Origin of the sequence: Arsukibacterium sp. (assembly GCF_018402695.1) — a bacterium.
Classification (GTDB): Bacteria; Pseudomonadota; Gammaproteobacteria; order Enterobacterales; family Alteromonadaceae; genus Alishewanella.
Map to the genome: position 1 here is coordinate 104,414 of NZ_JAGYIM010000019.1, position 16,994 is coordinate 121,407.

Annotated in this window: 15 protein-coding genes; 5 read left to right on the forward strand and 10 right to left on the reverse strand. The window is 46.2% G+C overall.

Going from position 1 to position 16,994, the window contains the following annotated elements:
• The first annotated feature begins 20 nt into the window (after nucleotides 1–20).
• Both prsT and KG631_RS11940 read left to right on the forward strand, forming a co-directional pair.
• On the forward strand, nucleotides 21–2,783 hold the full coding sequence (prsT, locus tag KG631_RS11935) for an XrtA/PEP-CTERM system TPR-repeat protein PrsT (RefSeq protein WP_213999943.1): 2,763 nt from the start codon (nucleotides 21–23) through the stop codon (nucleotides 2,781–2,783).
• Nucleotides 2,784–3,033: 250 nt separating this feature from the next.
• The gene (locus KG631_RS11940) at nucleotides 3,034–3,747 is read left to right on the forward strand and encodes a PEP-CTERM sorting domain-containing protein (protein ID WP_213999944.1); all 714 of its coding nucleotides are present in this window, start codon (nucleotides 3,034–3,036) and stop codon (nucleotides 3,745–3,747) included.
• A gap of 42 nt (nucleotides 3,748–3,789) precedes the next feature.
• Here KG631_RS11940 and KG631_RS11945 read toward each other — a convergent pair whose 3' ends face one another.
• From KG631_RS11945 to KG631_RS11955, 4 genes are all read right to left on the reverse strand, one after another.
• Nucleotides 3,790–5,472, reverse strand: a complete 1,683-nt coding sequence (locus KG631_RS11945; RefSeq protein WP_213999945.1) for an FAD-binding protein — start codon at nucleotides 5,470–5,472, stop codon at nucleotides 3,790–3,792.
• On the reverse strand, nucleotides 5,469–6,335 hold the full coding sequence (locus tag KG631_RS11950) for a PEP-CTERM/exosortase system-associated acyltransferase (protein ID WP_213999946.1): 867 nt from the start codon (nucleotides 6,333–6,335) through the stop codon (nucleotides 5,469–5,471). The genes KG631_RS11945 and KG631_RS11950 overlap by 4 nt, the downstream gene beginning before the upstream one ends.
• A gap of 221 nt (nucleotides 6,336–6,556) precedes the next feature.
• Nucleotides 6,557–6,742, reverse strand: coding sequence for a hypothetical protein (locus KG631_RS18940; RefSeq protein WP_301003782.1), 186 nt, complete (start codon nucleotides 6,740–6,742; stop codon nucleotides 6,557–6,559).
• 76 nt (nucleotides 6,743–6,818) lie between these two features.
• Nucleotides 6,819–7,385, reverse strand: coding sequence for a patatin-like phospholipase family protein (locus KG631_RS11955; RefSeq protein ID WP_301003783.1), 567 nt, complete (start codon nucleotides 7,383–7,385; stop codon nucleotides 6,819–6,821).
• 140 nt (nucleotides 7,386–7,525) lie between these two features.
• Here KG631_RS11955 and KG631_RS11960 point away from each other — a divergent pair, with 140 nt between their 5' ends.
• From KG631_RS11960 to prsR, 3 genes are read left to right on the forward strand one after another with little or no spacing between them, the layout of a single operon-like run.
• A complete protein-coding gene (locus tag KG631_RS11960; protein ID WP_213999947.1) occupies nucleotides 7,526–8,278 on the forward strand; it encodes a serine protease in 753 nt (250 codons plus the stop codon).
• Nucleotides 8,279–8,292: 14 nt separating this feature from the next.
• Complete coding sequence (prsK, locus tag KG631_RS11965) at nucleotides 8,293–10,365, forward strand: XrtA/PEP-CTERM system histidine kinase PrsK (RefSeq protein WP_213999948.1); 2,073 nt, start codon at nucleotides 8,293–8,295, stop codon at nucleotides 10,363–10,365.
• A gap of 1 nt (nucleotide 10,366) precedes the next feature.
• On the forward strand, nucleotides 10,367–11,725 hold the full coding sequence (gene prsR / locus KG631_RS11970) for a PEP-CTERM-box response regulator transcription factor (protein ID WP_213999949.1): 1,359 nt from the start codon (nucleotides 10,367–10,369) through the stop codon (nucleotides 11,723–11,725).
• Between the two features lie 214 nt (nucleotides 11,726–11,939).
• On the opposite strand, the gene KG631_RS11975 is transcribed toward prsR, so the two are convergent.
• From KG631_RS11975 to KG631_RS12000, 6 genes are read right to left on the reverse strand one after another with little or no spacing between them, the layout of a single operon-like run.
• Nucleotides 11,940–13,205 carry a tetratricopeptide repeat protein gene (locus KG631_RS11975; RefSeq protein WP_213999950.1) on the reverse strand — a complete coding sequence of 422 codons (1,266 nt, stop codon included), beginning with the start codon at nucleotides 13,203–13,205 and terminating at the stop codon, nucleotides 11,940–11,942.
• Between the two features lie 2 nt (nucleotides 13,206–13,207).
• Nucleotides 13,208–13,822 (reverse strand): energy transducer TonB, encoded by a 615-nt coding sequence (locus KG631_RS11980; protein ID WP_213999951.1) that lies wholly within the window; start codon nucleotides 13,820–13,822, stop codon nucleotides 13,208–13,210.
• A gap of 2 nt (nucleotides 13,823–13,824) precedes the next feature.
• Nucleotides 13,825–14,229, reverse strand: coding sequence for a biopolymer transporter ExbD (locus KG631_RS11985; protein ID WP_213999952.1), 405 nt, complete (start codon nucleotides 14,227–14,229; stop codon nucleotides 13,825–13,827).
• 11 nt (nucleotides 14,230–14,240) lie between these two features.
• Nucleotides 14,241–14,768, reverse strand: coding sequence for a MotA/TolQ/ExbB proton channel family protein (locus KG631_RS11990; protein ID WP_212682389.1), 528 nt, complete (start codon nucleotides 14,766–14,768; stop codon nucleotides 14,241–14,243).
• Nucleotides 14,768–16,135, reverse strand: coding sequence for a MotA/TolQ/ExbB proton channel family protein (locus tag KG631_RS11995; RefSeq protein ID WP_213999953.1), 1,368 nt, complete (start codon nucleotides 16,133–16,135; stop codon nucleotides 14,768–14,770). Before KG631_RS11995 ends, KG631_RS11990 begins: the two co-directional genes overlap by 1 nt.
• A 6-nt stretch (nucleotides 16,136–16,141) precedes the next feature.
• Nucleotides 16,142–16,912: a DUF3450 domain-containing protein gene (locus KG631_RS12000; RefSeq protein ID WP_213999954.1), complete on the reverse strand. Its 771-nt coding sequence runs from the start codon at nucleotides 16,910–16,912 to the stop codon at nucleotides 16,142–16,144.
• Nucleotides 16,913–16,994 lie beyond the last annotated feature (82 nt).

Consider the following 16,994-nt stretch of genomic DNA (forward strand, 5'->3'; position numbering starts at 1 on the left):
CCGCAATGGAGTGTAGTAACATGAAAAAAATGTCGTTAACCGCCGTCGCCCTGATAGCCGTTTTAAGTGGCTGCAGCGGCAAAGATGCTGCTGAACATTATCAGGACGCACTGCAATACAGCCAGAACAACGAATATAATGCAGCTGTAATTGAACTGAAGTCTGCTATATCTAAGGAGCCGGACAACAGTGAATACCGACTATTACTGGCCAGAATATATCTGAAAGCCGGTGATGCCGTATCAGCAGAAAAAGAGTTTGATCGGGCACTACGCAATGGCGCTGACCCGGAGAACATTGCCATTGAAGTGATTCAAGCCAGTTATCTGGCAGAAAACTATCAGAACGTGCTCAGCCTGTTTACTGAAACCGAAGGTCTGTCGTCGAAAACTGAGCACTTCCTGAAAATTTACCGGGCACTGGCCGAAGTTGAGCTGGGTGCTGCCGAAAACGCTGTGGCTATTTTTGATGAACTGGTAAACAGTGAGTATCAGGATTTAGCCGCTTATGCTGAAGCCGCACTGCTGTTAAACGCGCGCAACATCGCTGAGGCACTCAGTATCGTACAACAAGTCACCACAGACAGCGCTATAGCTAAAGAAGCCTTGTTACTGACCGCTCAATTACAGTTGCTGAATAAACAAACAGACGATGCGATTACCAACTTACAGCAGTACATTGAGCAGGTGCCGGGCGCCCTACGTGTACGATTATTGCTGGCGCAAACTTATGTGCAACAGCAAAAATTTGCTGAGGCAGATGAGCAACTGGTATTTATTTTGAAGCGTGCGCCGGAACACGGACTTAGTAATTACCTGAAGGCCACCATTGAATACCAGAAAGAAGATTACCCGAAAGCTAAAGAGCATATCGATAAAGCCATTAGCGCCCGCTTCACCAATACACCGAGTCGTATTCTGGCAGGTATTGTCAGCCATCAGCTTGGCCTCGAAGCCCAGGCGCTAAGCCACCTCAGTGCAGTTAAAAATAGTCTGCATACCTACCCACCCGCTCAACGCCTGTATTCATTGTTGCAACTACGCGCGGGTGAAACTGCCGATGCAGCCAGCAGCCTGAACGAAGCCGATCTCACCGAACAGGATTTATCACTGGTTGCTGGTACCGCGTTTCAGCTGATAAGCCAGGGTGATGAAAGTCTGGCAGCTGAAATTATCAGTCGTTATGAAAACATGGTGGTACCTCAGGACGGTCAGTCGTTAAGTACATTAGGTAGCATTAAGCTGGGTTTGCCAAACCGCAACGCAGAAGGGATTAAAAACCTTGAGCAAGCGTTAATGATGGACCCGGGCTTACATGATACCCGGCTGGTTTTAGCGGGTAGCTATATAAGACAAAAGCAGTTCGACAAAGCGGCAGAGCTGGCAGATGAATGGCTGAAAGCAGCAGAAACCCGCAATGCCGGTTATAATCTGAAAGCGCTGACCTATTTATTACAGCAAGATATGGAAAACGGCAAGTTAATGCTGGCTGAGGCACAGAAGGCAGACAGTGAAAATGTGTTTACGATATATATGCTGGCAGCCGTTGCCCGCGATGAAGACGATATAGAGAAAAGTGACGCTTTGCTTGAGCAGGCTATTGAATTGCGATCTGATTATGTCCCTGCTCTGATTGCCTATTTTAGCTCGATGCAGCAACAAGGTACGCCACAAGTGGCGCTGGATGTTGTCGAGCGTTCACATAAGGCTCACCCGGATAACAACCAGATCAGAATGTTACTGGCCAATCTGTACCAAAGCCGGAATAAATTTGCGGATGTGATCACGCTACTGAAACCCATCAGCGATACGCAGCAACAGTTCACCCCCGCCTTCTATAATCTGCTGGTCACTGCATATGTCAGAACTAACCAAACTGATCAGGCACTCGCGCTGGCAGAACGCTGGTTCAACACCGATGATAAAAACATCCGGGCCGGCTTAGCCTATGCAAACCTGCTGGCAAATGCCGGCCGCTTTAAAGATGCGATAGCCGTGTTGGATAAACAACTTAAAGTTCATCCGAAGGAGCCAATTTTATTGCGCACCAAAATTGCGGCGCAATCGGAAAATGGTGACCAAAGAGGAGCATTGGCAACCTATGAGCAGCTGCCTGAGGACGTTGCCAACAGCGCCGAAATGTTATACCACAAAGGCCGCATTCAAATTCTGAACGAGCAAATCAGTCCGGGACTTGAAACTCTGAATAAGTCTTATAATATTGAACCTCACGCCGCTACAGCGATTGCCATAGCCGGGGCTTATGCCAAAGATATTTCATTTCGCAGGGCAGTAACCTTTATTGAAGATCATTTTGCCAAGCACGGTAAAAACAACACTGAACTGCATGCTTACTACGCTAACTTACTGATTGAGGACGATGTCAATAAAGCGGTTTCGGTATATGCGGAGATTGTGCAGCAGGCACCTGACAACCTTATTGCTTTAAATAATTATGCCTGGGTTCTGTTAGAGGTTGGCAACGTAGCTGAGGCTAAAACCTATGCAGAGCAAGCATTGAAACTTAACGACCGCCATCCGGATGTATTGGACACCTATGGCAGAGTATTACTTGAGCAGGGCGAGCACGCAAAAGCAAAAGTACAGTTTGAGCAATCGCTGGCATTACGGCCGGGCCATGCCGAAGTTCAGCTTAACCTGGCACAGGCACTGATCAACAATGGTGAACAAGAACAGGCGGGTAAAATTTTGGCTGCAGTTAAAACCGATAAAGTCGAGTATCTGGACCGGGCCAAAGCATTGCAGCAACAGCTGCAGCAATAGTCGCCTAGATTCAGTTTTCGGATTTATGCCGATATCACAGTAAGTGTCAGGATAGCTGACACCGCGATTGTAAAAAAGCCGGGTAAACCCGGCTTTTTTGTCTGTTTTTTTTACACCTAAAGTTCACCAGCTGAAGCTTCTTATTTTTTTCTATATATATCATACAGATAAATTTATTTTAATTTCGGCATGATAAATGCTTTAACTATGACAAGTTGCGAATTATCGTAGTAACTACAAGGAATGAAGTATGAAGAAGTTAACCACTCTGTTAGGCGCGTCAGTTTTAGCACTTGCCACTTTTGCTGCATCAGCAACTCCAATTAATATTAATGGCGTAACCTGGGATCCAGCTGCTCCTAATGATTTTCGGGCACAATATGATTTTGCTCAACAATTTGATGGTTCGCCTGAAATCGCCGGTACAGAACTTTTTGGTTATGGCATCGTTAGATCAATCAACGGTACAAATGAAAGTGTATTTTGTACGGCTTGCGAATTAACTTTTGAAATTGGCGGTTTCTTTACTGATGGCGCTGGTGGTTTTGTACAGAATCAAGGTTTTCTAAGGATCTTCGCTGACTCAACGCCAAACTATGATTTTACCAATAGCCCAATGGATGCAGGAACTGCTACCGACGGTAACTTGTGGCTTGAATTGCTTGCGCAGGACATAGCATTCATTACTTTGTCACCTGATCCGTCTACTCCGTATGATACTGGTATACTTAGCGTCAGCTGGTTACTGGGTGACACCAGTGCTTCGGCTTTTAATAACTTTGTACCAGGTACTATTAATGGTAACGATGCCTCAAGCGTATCTGAAGCCTCGCTGGTAGTAGGTAATACATTTGATGGTTCAGGTACCATACGCGCAGCGACAATTCCAGAACCAGCCTCTCTGGCTATTCTGGGTTTAGGTTTACTGGGCATGGGTGCACTGTCACGTCGCCGTAAAGCCTAATCAGTTACCTGATTATAAAAAACCTCCTTAACGGAGGTTTTTTTATGGCTGTGGATCAGGCTTGGGGCAATGGTAAGCCGGCTGATAGCGGCCGGGGCTGATAATATTATCCGGGTCTAAGGCCTGCTTGATTTTGCCACTTATTTGCCAGAATGGTGTGTCAGGATCAAGTAAGCTGGCTTGTTGCGCCAGGTTCAGCCGGTAAGGCACCCAGCCCTGGCGTAAGCCCTCACTGACTAACGCTTCCAGACAGGCATGTGCCTGGGTTACCGCTGCAGGGTCGGCCAGGTTAAACACAATGGGAATGGTACTGTCGACCGTATCATGTTTTAAACTGGTGAAGGTAATCATCGGTTCAATGCCGTATTTTGGGCACACGTCTCTTACGTGGCCAATAAAACGGCGCATGGCTTCACTTCTCATTGGTACCAGCGGCGCATACCACAGCAAGCCACAACCATCGGCCGCCGGGTTTAACGCTTGATCTTTCGATGGCTGAATGCGGGGGTTACGCCAGTAAGCCAGCGGCAACGCTACCTGATTAGGATAGCCACGCATTATTTCAATACCCCCGTCGAGTGAGCTTAACATTTTTCGCTGCTTACTTAGCATACCTGAGGGCAGCAGCTGCATAACCATTCTGCCAATGTTGATGAGCCAGCTATCTGAAAAAATCATTTTACTACATTGACCTGCGGCAAAACGTTTAACTTCTGCTTTAGCCGCTTTAACAACCGTTTTCTGGCCGTAAAGGGTGCCGGCAATGGTCCAGGCCGGTATATCGTAATCTTTAGCAAGCCTGGCAACTTGTTGCTCTGTCATCACCTGATGCGCGGCGGCACCATTAGGGTTCGGCGCCATCATCGCCGTTACCCGGCGCTGGTCCATAATATTAACGGACCCCACGACGCCTTCCAGCTTCTGCAAAATAGTAAATACCAGCTGTTGTGCCTGTTCGAACTGATGCTCACTGGCAAACTGCAGATAAAACGCACTGAATGCCTCCGGCTCCGCTTTTAATCTCAGGGTTATCTCGGTGACAACCGCCAGATTGCTTTGAGTCCATAAACCGTCAAGATAGGGCCCAAGCCCATATTTATAAGTCTTATCAACTAACTTATCTTTACTTTTATCAAGTTCGGCCACTGCGGACTGAAATTCGGTACCATCTGCCAGAAAACCTTTAATACTGTTTACGGCAGCAAAATGGTCGGTATACGGGGTAATGCCATAGCCGCGCTCCAGGACATTACCCAATATACTGCAACCAGGCCCTGCGCCAGTTACCGGCACCATAAACTTCAGCTGCTGGTCATTTAGATAGTCACGAAGTTGTTGCTGAGTGACGCCCGGCTCTACCGTAAAAATGCCAAGTGTTTCATCGTCTTTAACAATATTTTTTAGTCCGGATAAGTCGAGGATAATCGCGTTTCGATCATTAGCGCGGGCTGACGAGTAACCCCAGTTGCGGCCAGTGCTGAGCGGATGAACTGTAAACGCTAGTTTGGTATTTTTATGATCAGAGGCTAGCTTCAATACCACTGCAATATCGCTTTTATCAGCTACCCTTAGCACTAACTGAGTTTGCGCCGCATCACCTTCACAGTTGAGCCGGTACGGTGCTAATTCAGTTTCCGTTGTTAATATACGACTGTCGGGACTAAGCTTTGGTTGTATTAAGTTGGCAATAGCGGCAAAATCAGCTTTCACAGACGAGGTATTCAATAGCTTACTCCCAGCTTTCCAGCGAAATTAATACCAAAACGGTTGTCGCCATCACCTTTGTCCTGTTCAAATAAATCACGCTCAATCGACTGCAGTAACCGGGTAAAACCTGACGAAATACTGGTTCTGAACATATCAGAATTAATATAGTAAGCTGCTCGTTTGCCATGGTATTCGACAGGTTTACCCAGCTGTTTAAAATTAATACCAATAAAACTTAAACTCCGGGCCAGCCTGGGCTCCATCATCACATAACCGTGAAAACGATTAGAGTGAAAGCCCATGGCTGCGGCTGACATATATAAGCATACCGCAATGTAGGGGAAGCAACGTAGCTCACTTTCCGAGTATTCCCGTTCATTAAAAGCACCAGTCGCCGCCCCTTTAAATTGATCTATTGCCCGCTTCCGGAAATTTTCAGGCACTGCTAAACGGGAGATCTCACAGATACTCTCCCGGGGGAAATTCCAGGGAGCAAAGTCGTTATCTTCAATAGCATGCGAGCAGAATTTTTCGATGGGTAACGGCTCATCGGCACTGGCAGAGGTTATTAACCGGACCGTGCCGGCCAACGCGTTTGAGTTAAGGTGTCTGATAAAACAATGAATTGAGCGGTCGTCGAATTCGTCGAACTCTTCATAACCTTCTTTAATATCTTCGAAATGTAATTCTTCGCAATATACCTGATGGCGTAGACGATACACTTCGTGCCGAAGCGCGTCGGTATTAGCAATTTGAGGCCGCAAATACTTGGAAAAGTGCGCAGAAATGGTCTTAGCATCATTACTAGCAAGGCCAGCCATCGCTTTTTTAACCATACCACCAATAATGGGTTTATCTGCCAGAGATTTAAGCCTTCTCATAGACCCCTCTTCTACCTGTTTTCATATACCTGCCACTGCACATTTGCTGAAATAACACACTGACATAAAACACTACAGATTTAAAAGATTGAATGGTGTGAGGTACTCAATCCGATATCAGTCAAGTGTAGATGATCCTTACAGAATAACTGGCTAAAACGCCAATAAAATTCCGTAGTCAGATTAGCACCTTTGACAGGAAATGGTTATTTAATAATCGCTTAAACAAATAATTCGGCTAATTTTACCGGTACAATTTCTGAAGCGGTCTGATATCCAACATCATATAACCATTGTTTTTGTGCCAGTGTCATATCAAAGTTAACAGAAGATATCAGCCCGGTGTTAACCACGATAGTATTGTGCCAGTATTCAGCATGCACATATTCCCGTGATATCGCATTCATAAACGTCTGAATTAACATGTATATATAAGACAAAACCGGAAAGTACCTGCTGGTAACGACAGGCTTACTATCGGCTTCACTTTTTTAATCGGAAACAGACCAGCGGTAAGCCCTCGCCTGACCAATCCCGGTGTAAGGCATCTTCAGATAAAATAACGCCATCTGTCATAACATGATGCTTGAAACGTTTAAAAGCAAAAAACAACGGAATAGACATCGAAAACCGGATAGCTTGTGATACTTTTAATTCAGGCGTTAACTGCCGGTTGAAAATAACCGGCCCTCCGCCCTGAATATCGGTTGCCAGTACATGTAAATCGATATCCAGATCTGCAAAACATTTACCTTGCAGTAAATGATCGAGCCATGCTTCAAACGCATTGCCATCACTAAGGCCGCCCAGTCTGACTAACTTGGTCAGTGACATTCCCCGAAACTGGCGAAAATCTGTGGTCATCGCCAGTTGATGCATTTGGCTTAAGCTCCAACCTGCCGCATATAAGGCAGCAACGATACTACCACCAGATACGCCAACTAAATGGCGGAAGGTCAGCCCCTGCTCCTGCAATGCTTTTAATATACCGATGTAACAGGCTAACCGAGTGCCACCTCCGGATAATATTGGCACAATTTCCTTTGGCATCGGCAACCTTATCAGCTGAATTACAAGTTCTGCTTCAGTATGGGCTAATATCGGCAAGTTTCCAGCACCGACTAGAGCAATTTGTAAACAAATACGCTAGTATGACAACGTTCACTATGGAAAGGGAAAGCGCTATTGCTATGGTTAAGCACATATATTTTTTGAGCATTTTGCTACTATTTAATTTACCCGCCCAATCAACTGAACTTGTGGAAACGCTGCAAAAAGTTAAACCGTCTGTCGTTGCCATTGGTATTTCTAATCCAACGGGTTCGCCACGCATCAGATTAATAGGCAGTGGTTTTGTGGTAAGCCCGGGTAACCGTGTTGCAACAAATTATCATGTCATTGCTAACCCGCTGGATGAGAGTAGGCTTGAACAATACGTGGTATTATCCGGCCACGGTACAGTATTTAAAGTACACCCAATTCAGCAACAAAAACATGCACCAGCCCATGATTTAGCACTGTTAACCATAGCTGAAACCTTACCAGCTTTAACCGTTAGCGATGCGCCCTTAACTGCCGAAGGCTCGCCAGTGGCTTTTACCGGTTTTCCTATCACCCAGGTGCTGGGGCTATATCCTGCTACTCACAGCGGTATTATTGCCGCGCAAACACCCATCGCTATTCCTGTAGACAATGCCCGCAACTTACAACTTGCTGTACTTAAGCAACTTGATAAACCCTACCTGGTGTATCAACTGGATGCGGTTGCTTATCCCGGCAATAGCGGCAGTCCGTTATACCACCCCGACAAAGGTGAAGTTATCGGTATCATTAACCAGGTTTATATTAAAAGCAGCAGAGAAGCCGTCCTTAGCGACCCGAGTGGCATTAGTTATGCTATTCCAAGCCAGCATTTGCTGAATTTAATGCAACAGCCCAACTAAGCAGACGATCGCTTATGGATAATTTTTTGAGCATTGGCTTAGACAAAATTGGTTTTATTCTGGCAGCGGTTGCTTATCTTTTTTTCTTTGGATTATTGCTTACCACCAAAGTTTCTAACCTGCCCAAATACCTGCTACTGGCATTGTCGGTTACCTGCGTTGGCTGGGCAAGCTATTACAGCTGGTCTGCGGCACTGCCATTTACAACACTCAGTTCACACCTGATTGAAAACAGCAAAAATGCCATACTGTTATTGTTTCTGTTTGCGGCGTTGAGCCAGGCAAACAAAACAGTCAGTCAGTTTTTCCGCCAGCCCCATGTCTATGGCTTACTGATTGCTATTGGCAGTTGGACTTTGCTCTCCTCCACCTCATTGCTTAGTGCCAGCAATATTTTCACCGGTAACTTAGCTATATCCATTTTACAGTTAGCCTTGCTGGAGGCACTGTACAGACGCTCAGGCGAGGCAAAATGGCAATATAAGCCGTTAGTGCTGGCGCTTACAGTGACCACCTTGTACGACTTTGCCTTGCTGGCAGAGTCCGCTTTGTTTGGCCGGATCGACGATCAAATCTGGATGGCCAGGGGTTTTGTTTATTGCGCAATGTTACCGCTGATGATCATTGCGGTACGGCGGATTAAAGCATGGGGAATTAATGTCTATGTTTCCCGGGACATTGTGCTGCAAAGCTCACTGGTACTCGGCGCTGGCGTATATCTTTGTTTATTGGCTATTACCGGTTTTTACATCCGCTATTTTGGGGGGGACTGGACAAATTTGATTCAGGCAACCTTTATCATCCTCGGAATCGCCACCCTTATTTTCTTAATGTTGTCAGGAACACTGCGACGGAAGCTTAAAGTGTTTATCGAGAAACATTTTTTCGCTAATAAATTTGATTATCGTGAAAAGTGGTTGCTGCTTACCCGGACATTACAAGCAATAGATATTACCCAGCCTGACGACCACTATAAAAGCCTGTTGCTGGCCTGGCTAAACAGTATTGGTTATAGCCGGGGAGCAATTGTCAGATTTAAAGCGACCAATATCAGCACCCTGGCACTGCAACAGCGCCCTTCCCTAAATACGGATGAACGTCGGTTAATCAGCGCCTACCAACAGCATTTCAGCAACCGCAACTGGCTGGTTGATTTGTCAGACAATTCCGACCCTTTTGTGCAGAAAAATGTTGCGACAACAACAGTGGATATTCAGCTTATTATTCCAATTCATACCAAAGGTGAGCTATGGGGGCTGTGTCTTATGAACGCCCCTAAGGTTAACAAACTAAGCTTAAACTGGGAGTTAAGAGACTTTCTGACTATAGTCTCTGAGCAGATATCCAGCCAGCTGCTACTGATGCAAGCCAGTCAGACGTTAAGTGAGAACGCCCAGTTTATCGCTTTTAGCAGAATGTCGGCTTTTGTAGTACATGACCTGAAAAATGTAAAAGCGCAAATCGACCTTATTCTGAAAAATGCCGATAAACACCGGCACAATCCGGAGTTTATTGACGACAGCTTCAGCACCCTGGCGGCAATGCAGCAACGCCTGCAAAATATGCTCAGCCAACTGACCAATAAAAGACCGGACCAGCAAAGTGTCAGTCTTGTTTCAGTCGGCCGTCTGGCCCAGGACGTAATCGACAACCGTTGTGCTGTAAGGAAGCCGGTGCCTACCCTACTGATTGAGCAGGATTGCGCCCTTTACATCGACAAAGAACGTTTTAGCAGTGTGTTATTTCATCTTATCGACAATGCCCAACATGCTACCGCTGTTGATGGCACGGTGTCGGTAACCGTGTCAGAAAAAAAGGGACAATTGCAATTGATTATCGCCGATACCGGTTGTGGTATGAGCGAGGAATTTATTCAGAACCGTCTCTTTAAAGCGTTTGACTCAACCAAAGGTAACGCCGGCATGGGAATCGGGGCTCACGATGCTCTGCATTTCGTTGAGGAACAAGGTGGTCAGCTCATTGTCAGCAGCTTACCGGGACAAGGGTCTACTTTTACACTGCTACTTCCGTTAAAATCTTCGTTTAGCCTGGCTGAGCCAAGTGAAACAGTAATACAAGGAATGTAATATGAAAACTGTACTGGTCGTTGAAGACGACATGGGTATCCAAAAGCAATTAAAATGGAGCCTGAGCGACTATGAACTGGTTTTTGCTGACGACAGGGCCAGTGCCCTGACTCAGCTAAGACGCTATGAACCAGCCGTTGTTACCCTCGACTTAGGCTTACCGCCAGACCCTGCCAATGCCTCAGAAGGCCTGGCTTGTCTGGCGGAAATTCTTGCTATTCAGCCCGACTGTAAAGTCATTGTCCTTACCGGTAACACTGACAACGAACATGCCCTGAAAGCTGTCGCTTTGGGTGCGTACGACTATTATCAGAAACCAATAGATGCCGATGTGCTTAATATCATTATCCAGCGAGCATTCAAACTAACCGGGCTGGAGCAGGAGAACCGGGCCTTAAAAGCCAGTAACAGTGCCCAGCTGGATATTATCGGCAACAGTGATGCCATGATTAAAGCCTGTCGTACCGTTGAGAAAATCGCACCAACCGAAATTACCACCCTGCTACTGGGGGAAAGCGGCACCGGTAAAGAAGTATTTGCCCGGGCGATTCACAAACAAAGCCAACGGGCCAGTAAGCCGTTTGTGGCGATTAACTGTGCATCAATTCCCGAAAATCTGCTGGAAAGTGAGTTATTCGGCTATGAAAAAGGGGCCTTTACCGGAGCCAATAAAACCACGCTCGGCAAAATTGAATGTGCCAATGGCGGTACCTTGTTATTAGACGAAATTGGCGATATGCCATTAAGTTTGCAAGCGAAAATGCTGCGTTTTTTGCAGGAGCGGGTAATTGAGCGCATTGGCGGCCGGCAGGAGATTGAAGCGGACGTCAGAGTTATTTGCGCCACCCATCGTAATTTGGCCGAAATGGTGGCAAGCCAGACCTTCCGGGAAGATCTTTATTACCGGATCAGCGAAATTACTCTGACTATTCCGCCACTGCGCGAACGTGGGCACGATATCATCATCATTGCCAAGGCGTTGTTACATAAGTTTAATAAAGAATATCATTCACAAATCCATGGCTTTACTGACAGCGCAATTCAAGCCATGTTAGCTCACAACTGGCCGGGCAATATTCGCGAATTACAGAATAAACTGAAATCGGCTGTAATTCTGGCTGACAATAAGCTTATCGATGCCCCAGACCTTGGCCTGAATGGTAATAACCACAGTAAAATTGATACGCTGCGAAAAGTACGGGAACAGGCAGAAACCCAGGCTATTCGCCATGCCTATGCCGTAGCAAATACAAACTTATCTAAAACTGCAGATTTACTCGGTATTACCCGGCCGACGCTCTACGCCCTTATTGATAAGTACCGCTTGCACGACTTACGCCACACGGACCCTGAGCACTAGGCTATCAGCCCTGCTGATTAATCGCAGCTTGTGACCCATTCCAGTGACAACAAAGCCCGCGTAAAACGGGCTTATTTCTTGATTTAAAATATTAAAGCCCGCATTCAGCGGGCTTATCTCTTAATTAAAATATAAAAAGCCCACATGAAGCGGGCTTATCTCTTAATTAAAATATAAAAAGCCCGCATGAAGCGGGCTTTTTTAGGTGCCAGAATTAAAGGCTGATACCTTTGGTTTTAGCACGGTCTTTTATATAAGACTCCCAACTTCTTGTTTGACGAGAGGTTGACGGGTCTTTTTTCGCTTGTTGCAGTGCGGCATACGCTTCTTTCAGTTTACCCTGATAGAAGTACGCTTCCAGTATATTCAGATGAATACTACCAGGGCGATCAGCATCGCGGCTCAACGCAGCATTAAAAGCCGTAATAGCATCCGGGTAGCGCTGCACAGACATTAGTGCCATACCCTGCCGGCGATAAGCGTCAGCTTCGTTAGTCAGTTTAGCAAGCTCACCATAATACTCAGCAGCCTTACTAAACTCACGGGCCGCCTGGAAATTCGAAGCAATGGCCGTCAGCATAGTCTTATCTTTTTTGATCTGACCACTCTTAACGTACTTCTCATAAATGGTAGCGGCTTTGTATGGAATATTGTTATTCGCATACATCTGACCTAACGCTTTAAACTCAGACTCTTTCTCAAGGAAACCTTGCGAATAGGCAATCTGAAAGGCGCTTAACGACTTAGTATAGTCTTCAACCAGAGTGTAAAAGTTACCCAGATAAACCCAGTACGTTTTTTCCTCAGGGAATAACTGCACCATGGTTTCTACCGTGGCAACCGTCTCCGGATAACGCTTAAGCTCATAGTACGCACCCATTTTCATTAAATAATGATTTTTATTAGGCTCGTCTGAAAAACGAATCGCGTTATCGGCAGCCGGTACTACCTTGTCAAACTCACCCAGCTGAAAGTGCGCATTAGCTATACGTAAGTAGGCATCAGGATCGTTTTCACCGGTAAAACGCATCCAACGACGGTAGCTTTCAATCGCAACCTTAAAACGGCCTTCCTGAATTTGCAGGTCAGCTAATATTTTAAGGGCTGCGGCCTGGTCATTAAAACCCAGTACATCAGGTTTTACTGCCATTTCCAGATACTTAATTGCCTGCGGGACATCTTTAAAAGCGTACAGATTACCAAGGAACCGATATAGAAATGCTTTATCAAAATCACCACTAGGATCCGCGTCAACTAACACTGCAATAGCTTCGTCGACTTTCTCTTCGTTGTATAACTCAAGCGCTTTAGTGATTACCCGACCTACCCGTTCTCCGGGCAACTGAGTTTTAGCATTTTTACGCGCTTCAATCCGCTCGCGGTCAGCGGCAGTTAAATCCTGCGCCGCTGCCGGAAGCGAAAATATGCTGAAGCTCGCCGCTAACACTAAACTGGAAGTTAATAACGTTAATTTTTTCATAGTTAACCTCCGGCCATGTCTAAGGTAAAGTCTAGCTGAACCTGCTGGCCTGGTTGCCGCTGTGCTTTACCATCTACAACTTTAGGGCTGTATTTCCAACGGCGCAGCGCACGAATCGCTTCCCGGTCAAAGACCCGACGTGGTTCAGCTTCAATAACCTGAACTTCATCGACGCTGCCGTCTTCCATTATGGTAAAGCTTAAGCGAACCCAGCCTTGTAAGCCATCACGGGCAGCTTGCACCGGATAACGCGGTTCAATCCGCACTATCGGGGTCGCATCGCCATCACGTAACAACGAACCAGGATTATTTAAGCCAACATTTGCACCTAAGTCCATGCCTGGCATGTTAAAACCAACCGCACCGGCGGTATTAGTCTGCTCAGGCTCTGGCTGTGGCGTTTTTGGTGGCTCAGCCGGTGGTGGCGGTGGTGGTGGCGGTGGAGGCCGCCGCACCTGTGTATCTGAATCAGGCGGCGTAGTATTGATTTCAACAATAATACGCTCTTGCTCAGGCGCCCGACGTTTGTCGCTGCTTTCAATAAGCAGCGCCATAATCAGAAACAACAGAAACGTTACCACTGCACCGATAATTAACGATGTTAGGAAACGCATCATAACTAGTTTTTCTCCCCGGCAATGGTAATTACAAGCGACTGATCAGCAGCTTTAACCTGATCCATTACTTCCATTACTACACCGTGTTTAGCGCCAACATCAGCCTGCAGAATAATAGTATCTGTAGGCGACTCAGCTCTTAAACGTTCAATGTTGGCAGAAACCCGCTCAATATCAACCATCCGCTTATCCATCCATACTTCACCATTCTCACGAATAGCGATAAAGATAGTGGCCGACGGTTTTTGCTGCGCCTGGGTTGCTTCCGGCTTGTTTACATCAATACCAGCTTCTTTGACGAAAGAAGTCGTTACGATGAAGAATATCAACATAATGAAAACGATATCCATCATCGGCGTGATGTCGATTGCCGCTTCCTCGTCTTCACGAATACGTTTACGTGCCATAAAATTCTCTCTTAATGATGCGGTAAGCTGTCAACGAGATCTGCTTTTTCCCGTTTCACTTTTGTTTCAAGCCGCGAACTGAAAAACAATCCTGATAACGCTGCAACCATACCCGCCATTGTCGGAATTGTTGCCATCGAGATACCAGCAGCCATAGTACGGGGGTTACCGGTACCTTGGGTTGCCATGATATCGAATACCGCTATCATGCCGGTTACTGTGCCAAGCAAACCAACCAATGGACACATTGCAACCAGTGTTTTAATCAGTAACATCCGCTGATCAAGGTCATTTGTCGCCTCAGAAATCCAGGTATCACGGATTTTATGGGCATACCAGGACGTGGTATCTGCTCTGGCATCCCATTTGGCAATAATATCCTTTTTAATCTTAGGAAATACTGCCGATACGTACCAGTAGCGCTCTAACATCAAAAACCACATGATGAAGAGAACCACGGCAACAACGTATAACACGTTGCCACCGGTATGAATAAAATCCTGTACCGATTCCCACAGCCCTACTAGCTGGGTCATCATTAGGCGTTCTCCTTCTCCGCATGAGCAGCAACAATACCAGCGCTTTGCTCATCTAACACGTGTAAAATTGATTTTGCTTTAGCCTGGACAATGCTGTGAACAAACAACAATGGTAACGCCGCAATCAGACCCAGAGCGGTTGTTACCAACGCCAGAGAGATTGAGCCTGCCATCAGTTTCGGGTCACCGGTTCCGTACAGAGTAATTTGCTGGAACGTCAGAATCATACCGATAACGGTACCTAACAGACCCATTAACGGTGCTACAGCAGCAAACAACTTAATTAAACCGATACCGCGGTCAATACTTGGTGTTTCACGCAGGATAGCTTCATCCAGTTTCAGTTCCAGGTTCTCAACATCAGCAGAACGGTTCTGATGATACACATTCAGAATACGACCCAGTGGGTTTTTATCTGATGGGTTAGACAGGTTTTTCAGCTGTGAACGCATTTTACCGCCAACCATGGTTAATACCAGGAAGCGCTCAAGCGCAATAAGTAAACCGATAAACAGTAATACCGTGATCAGGTAACCAACTGTGCCACCCTGGTGGTAGTATTCCATCAGTGTGCTACGTTGCTGGTTTAAGCGCAGTAAGCTGTTGCCTTTGGTAGGGTCAACATATAAACCGGCTAACTCGCCTTGTGCGGCGTTGTGATACTCCGCAACTGATCCATGAATTTTACCTTGTGGCTGACGCCCCAGAGGTTGGATCTGGTCAGTGTCTACGTTACGGATCAAATACTGGTCGTCAGTCGTCAGGTGGAAAGCACCGAAACGGGTAACCCGCTCAGTTGAACTACCGCCATCTAACTTAACGACTTCAGCATCAAATTTTGCAATTTTGGCTGATTCAGTCATTTCAGTCAGCATGGCAACCCACAGGTCTTCCATCTGGCTTAAGGTTGGCAGCTCAGTTGCAGCAGCAATTGCACGTAATGGCTCTTCACGGCCGGGGTACTGAGCACTGATTAAAGAACTGGTAATCACACCGATGGCCTGGTTGGCAGATTGACGTACCACACCAAACACTTCACCCATAGTACCCTGAGCACTTTCCAGCTCCTGGATTTTCTGGGCAATTAAGATGTCATTGTCAGAATACTGCTTGGCTAAACGGTCGCCGCGAGCTTCTTCATCAGCAAACTGTCTTTTCGCAGTGTTAAGTAAAGCTTGCTTGTCAGCACGTTCAGCCAGGAAAGCGCGCTCACGCTCCTGGTTCATCCGGCCTTCAACAGCCCGCTCTTTCTTAATTTGCTCTAGTAGCTGGTCAAGCTGCTCGGTGTTAGCTGCAGCGTTAAATGCTACTGATGCAGATAAAGTAACCGCAGCAGCAACAACCAATGTTTTAATAGCCTTTCTCATTTATTCTTACTCCGCTGCGAAAAGTGGTACACGGTCCATATCAGGGGTCGCTTCACGACGCGACATCTTGATAAGGTTGGTGATTGAATTCATGTATGAATCAGGTAGCTCTTCCCAGCTTTTCGTTTCTTTGTTGTAAGCCCAGGCTGCATTGCCATCTAAAGACTGCGCAACTAATGCCAGGCGGCCAACATTCAGGTAATCAACTGTGATTTCCTGACCTTCAAAATTCAGTGTACCCTGGTACGCAGCCATTTCTGAGCCATAGCCCATCTCGATGCTATATGCTTCCAGGATCTGGCGATATTGCTCTGAACGTTGCACGTCAGAACGGTCCATCAGTTCACGTAGTTTTTCAACACGTTCTAACCGGCGCTCGGTGCGCAGTGGAATATCAGCATTAACAAATTGCTCCAATGCATCAATCATCCGGAACATCAGAGGCACAGTACCTTTGTTGGTATTTTCCAAATCATCCATCTGACGCTGTAAAGAATCCAGTTGACGTTGTTGGTCGTTAACCAGTGTTTGCAAAAAGTCGTTGTAAACTTTTAAGTTTTCAGTTTGCACCACGACAACACGGTACTCGCCCAGTAATTCCTGAGTTTGCTCGTATATGGTGTTGATTTTTTCCTGAGACTGCAAAGCAGCACGTTGGATCTGGCTATTCGCCTGGTGTAGATCTTTTAAGTCTGTTGCAGCGGCAGAACCGGCAAAAGCTAAGCTGCCAGCCAGCGCTGAGGCAACAAGACTCTTTTGAATTTTTTTGTTAAACATAGTTCCCAACCAATTATTGCTGATTAACGTAACCTGATTAGTGTAAGGGCTTACGCTGAAATATTAAGACGCAAAATTCAGA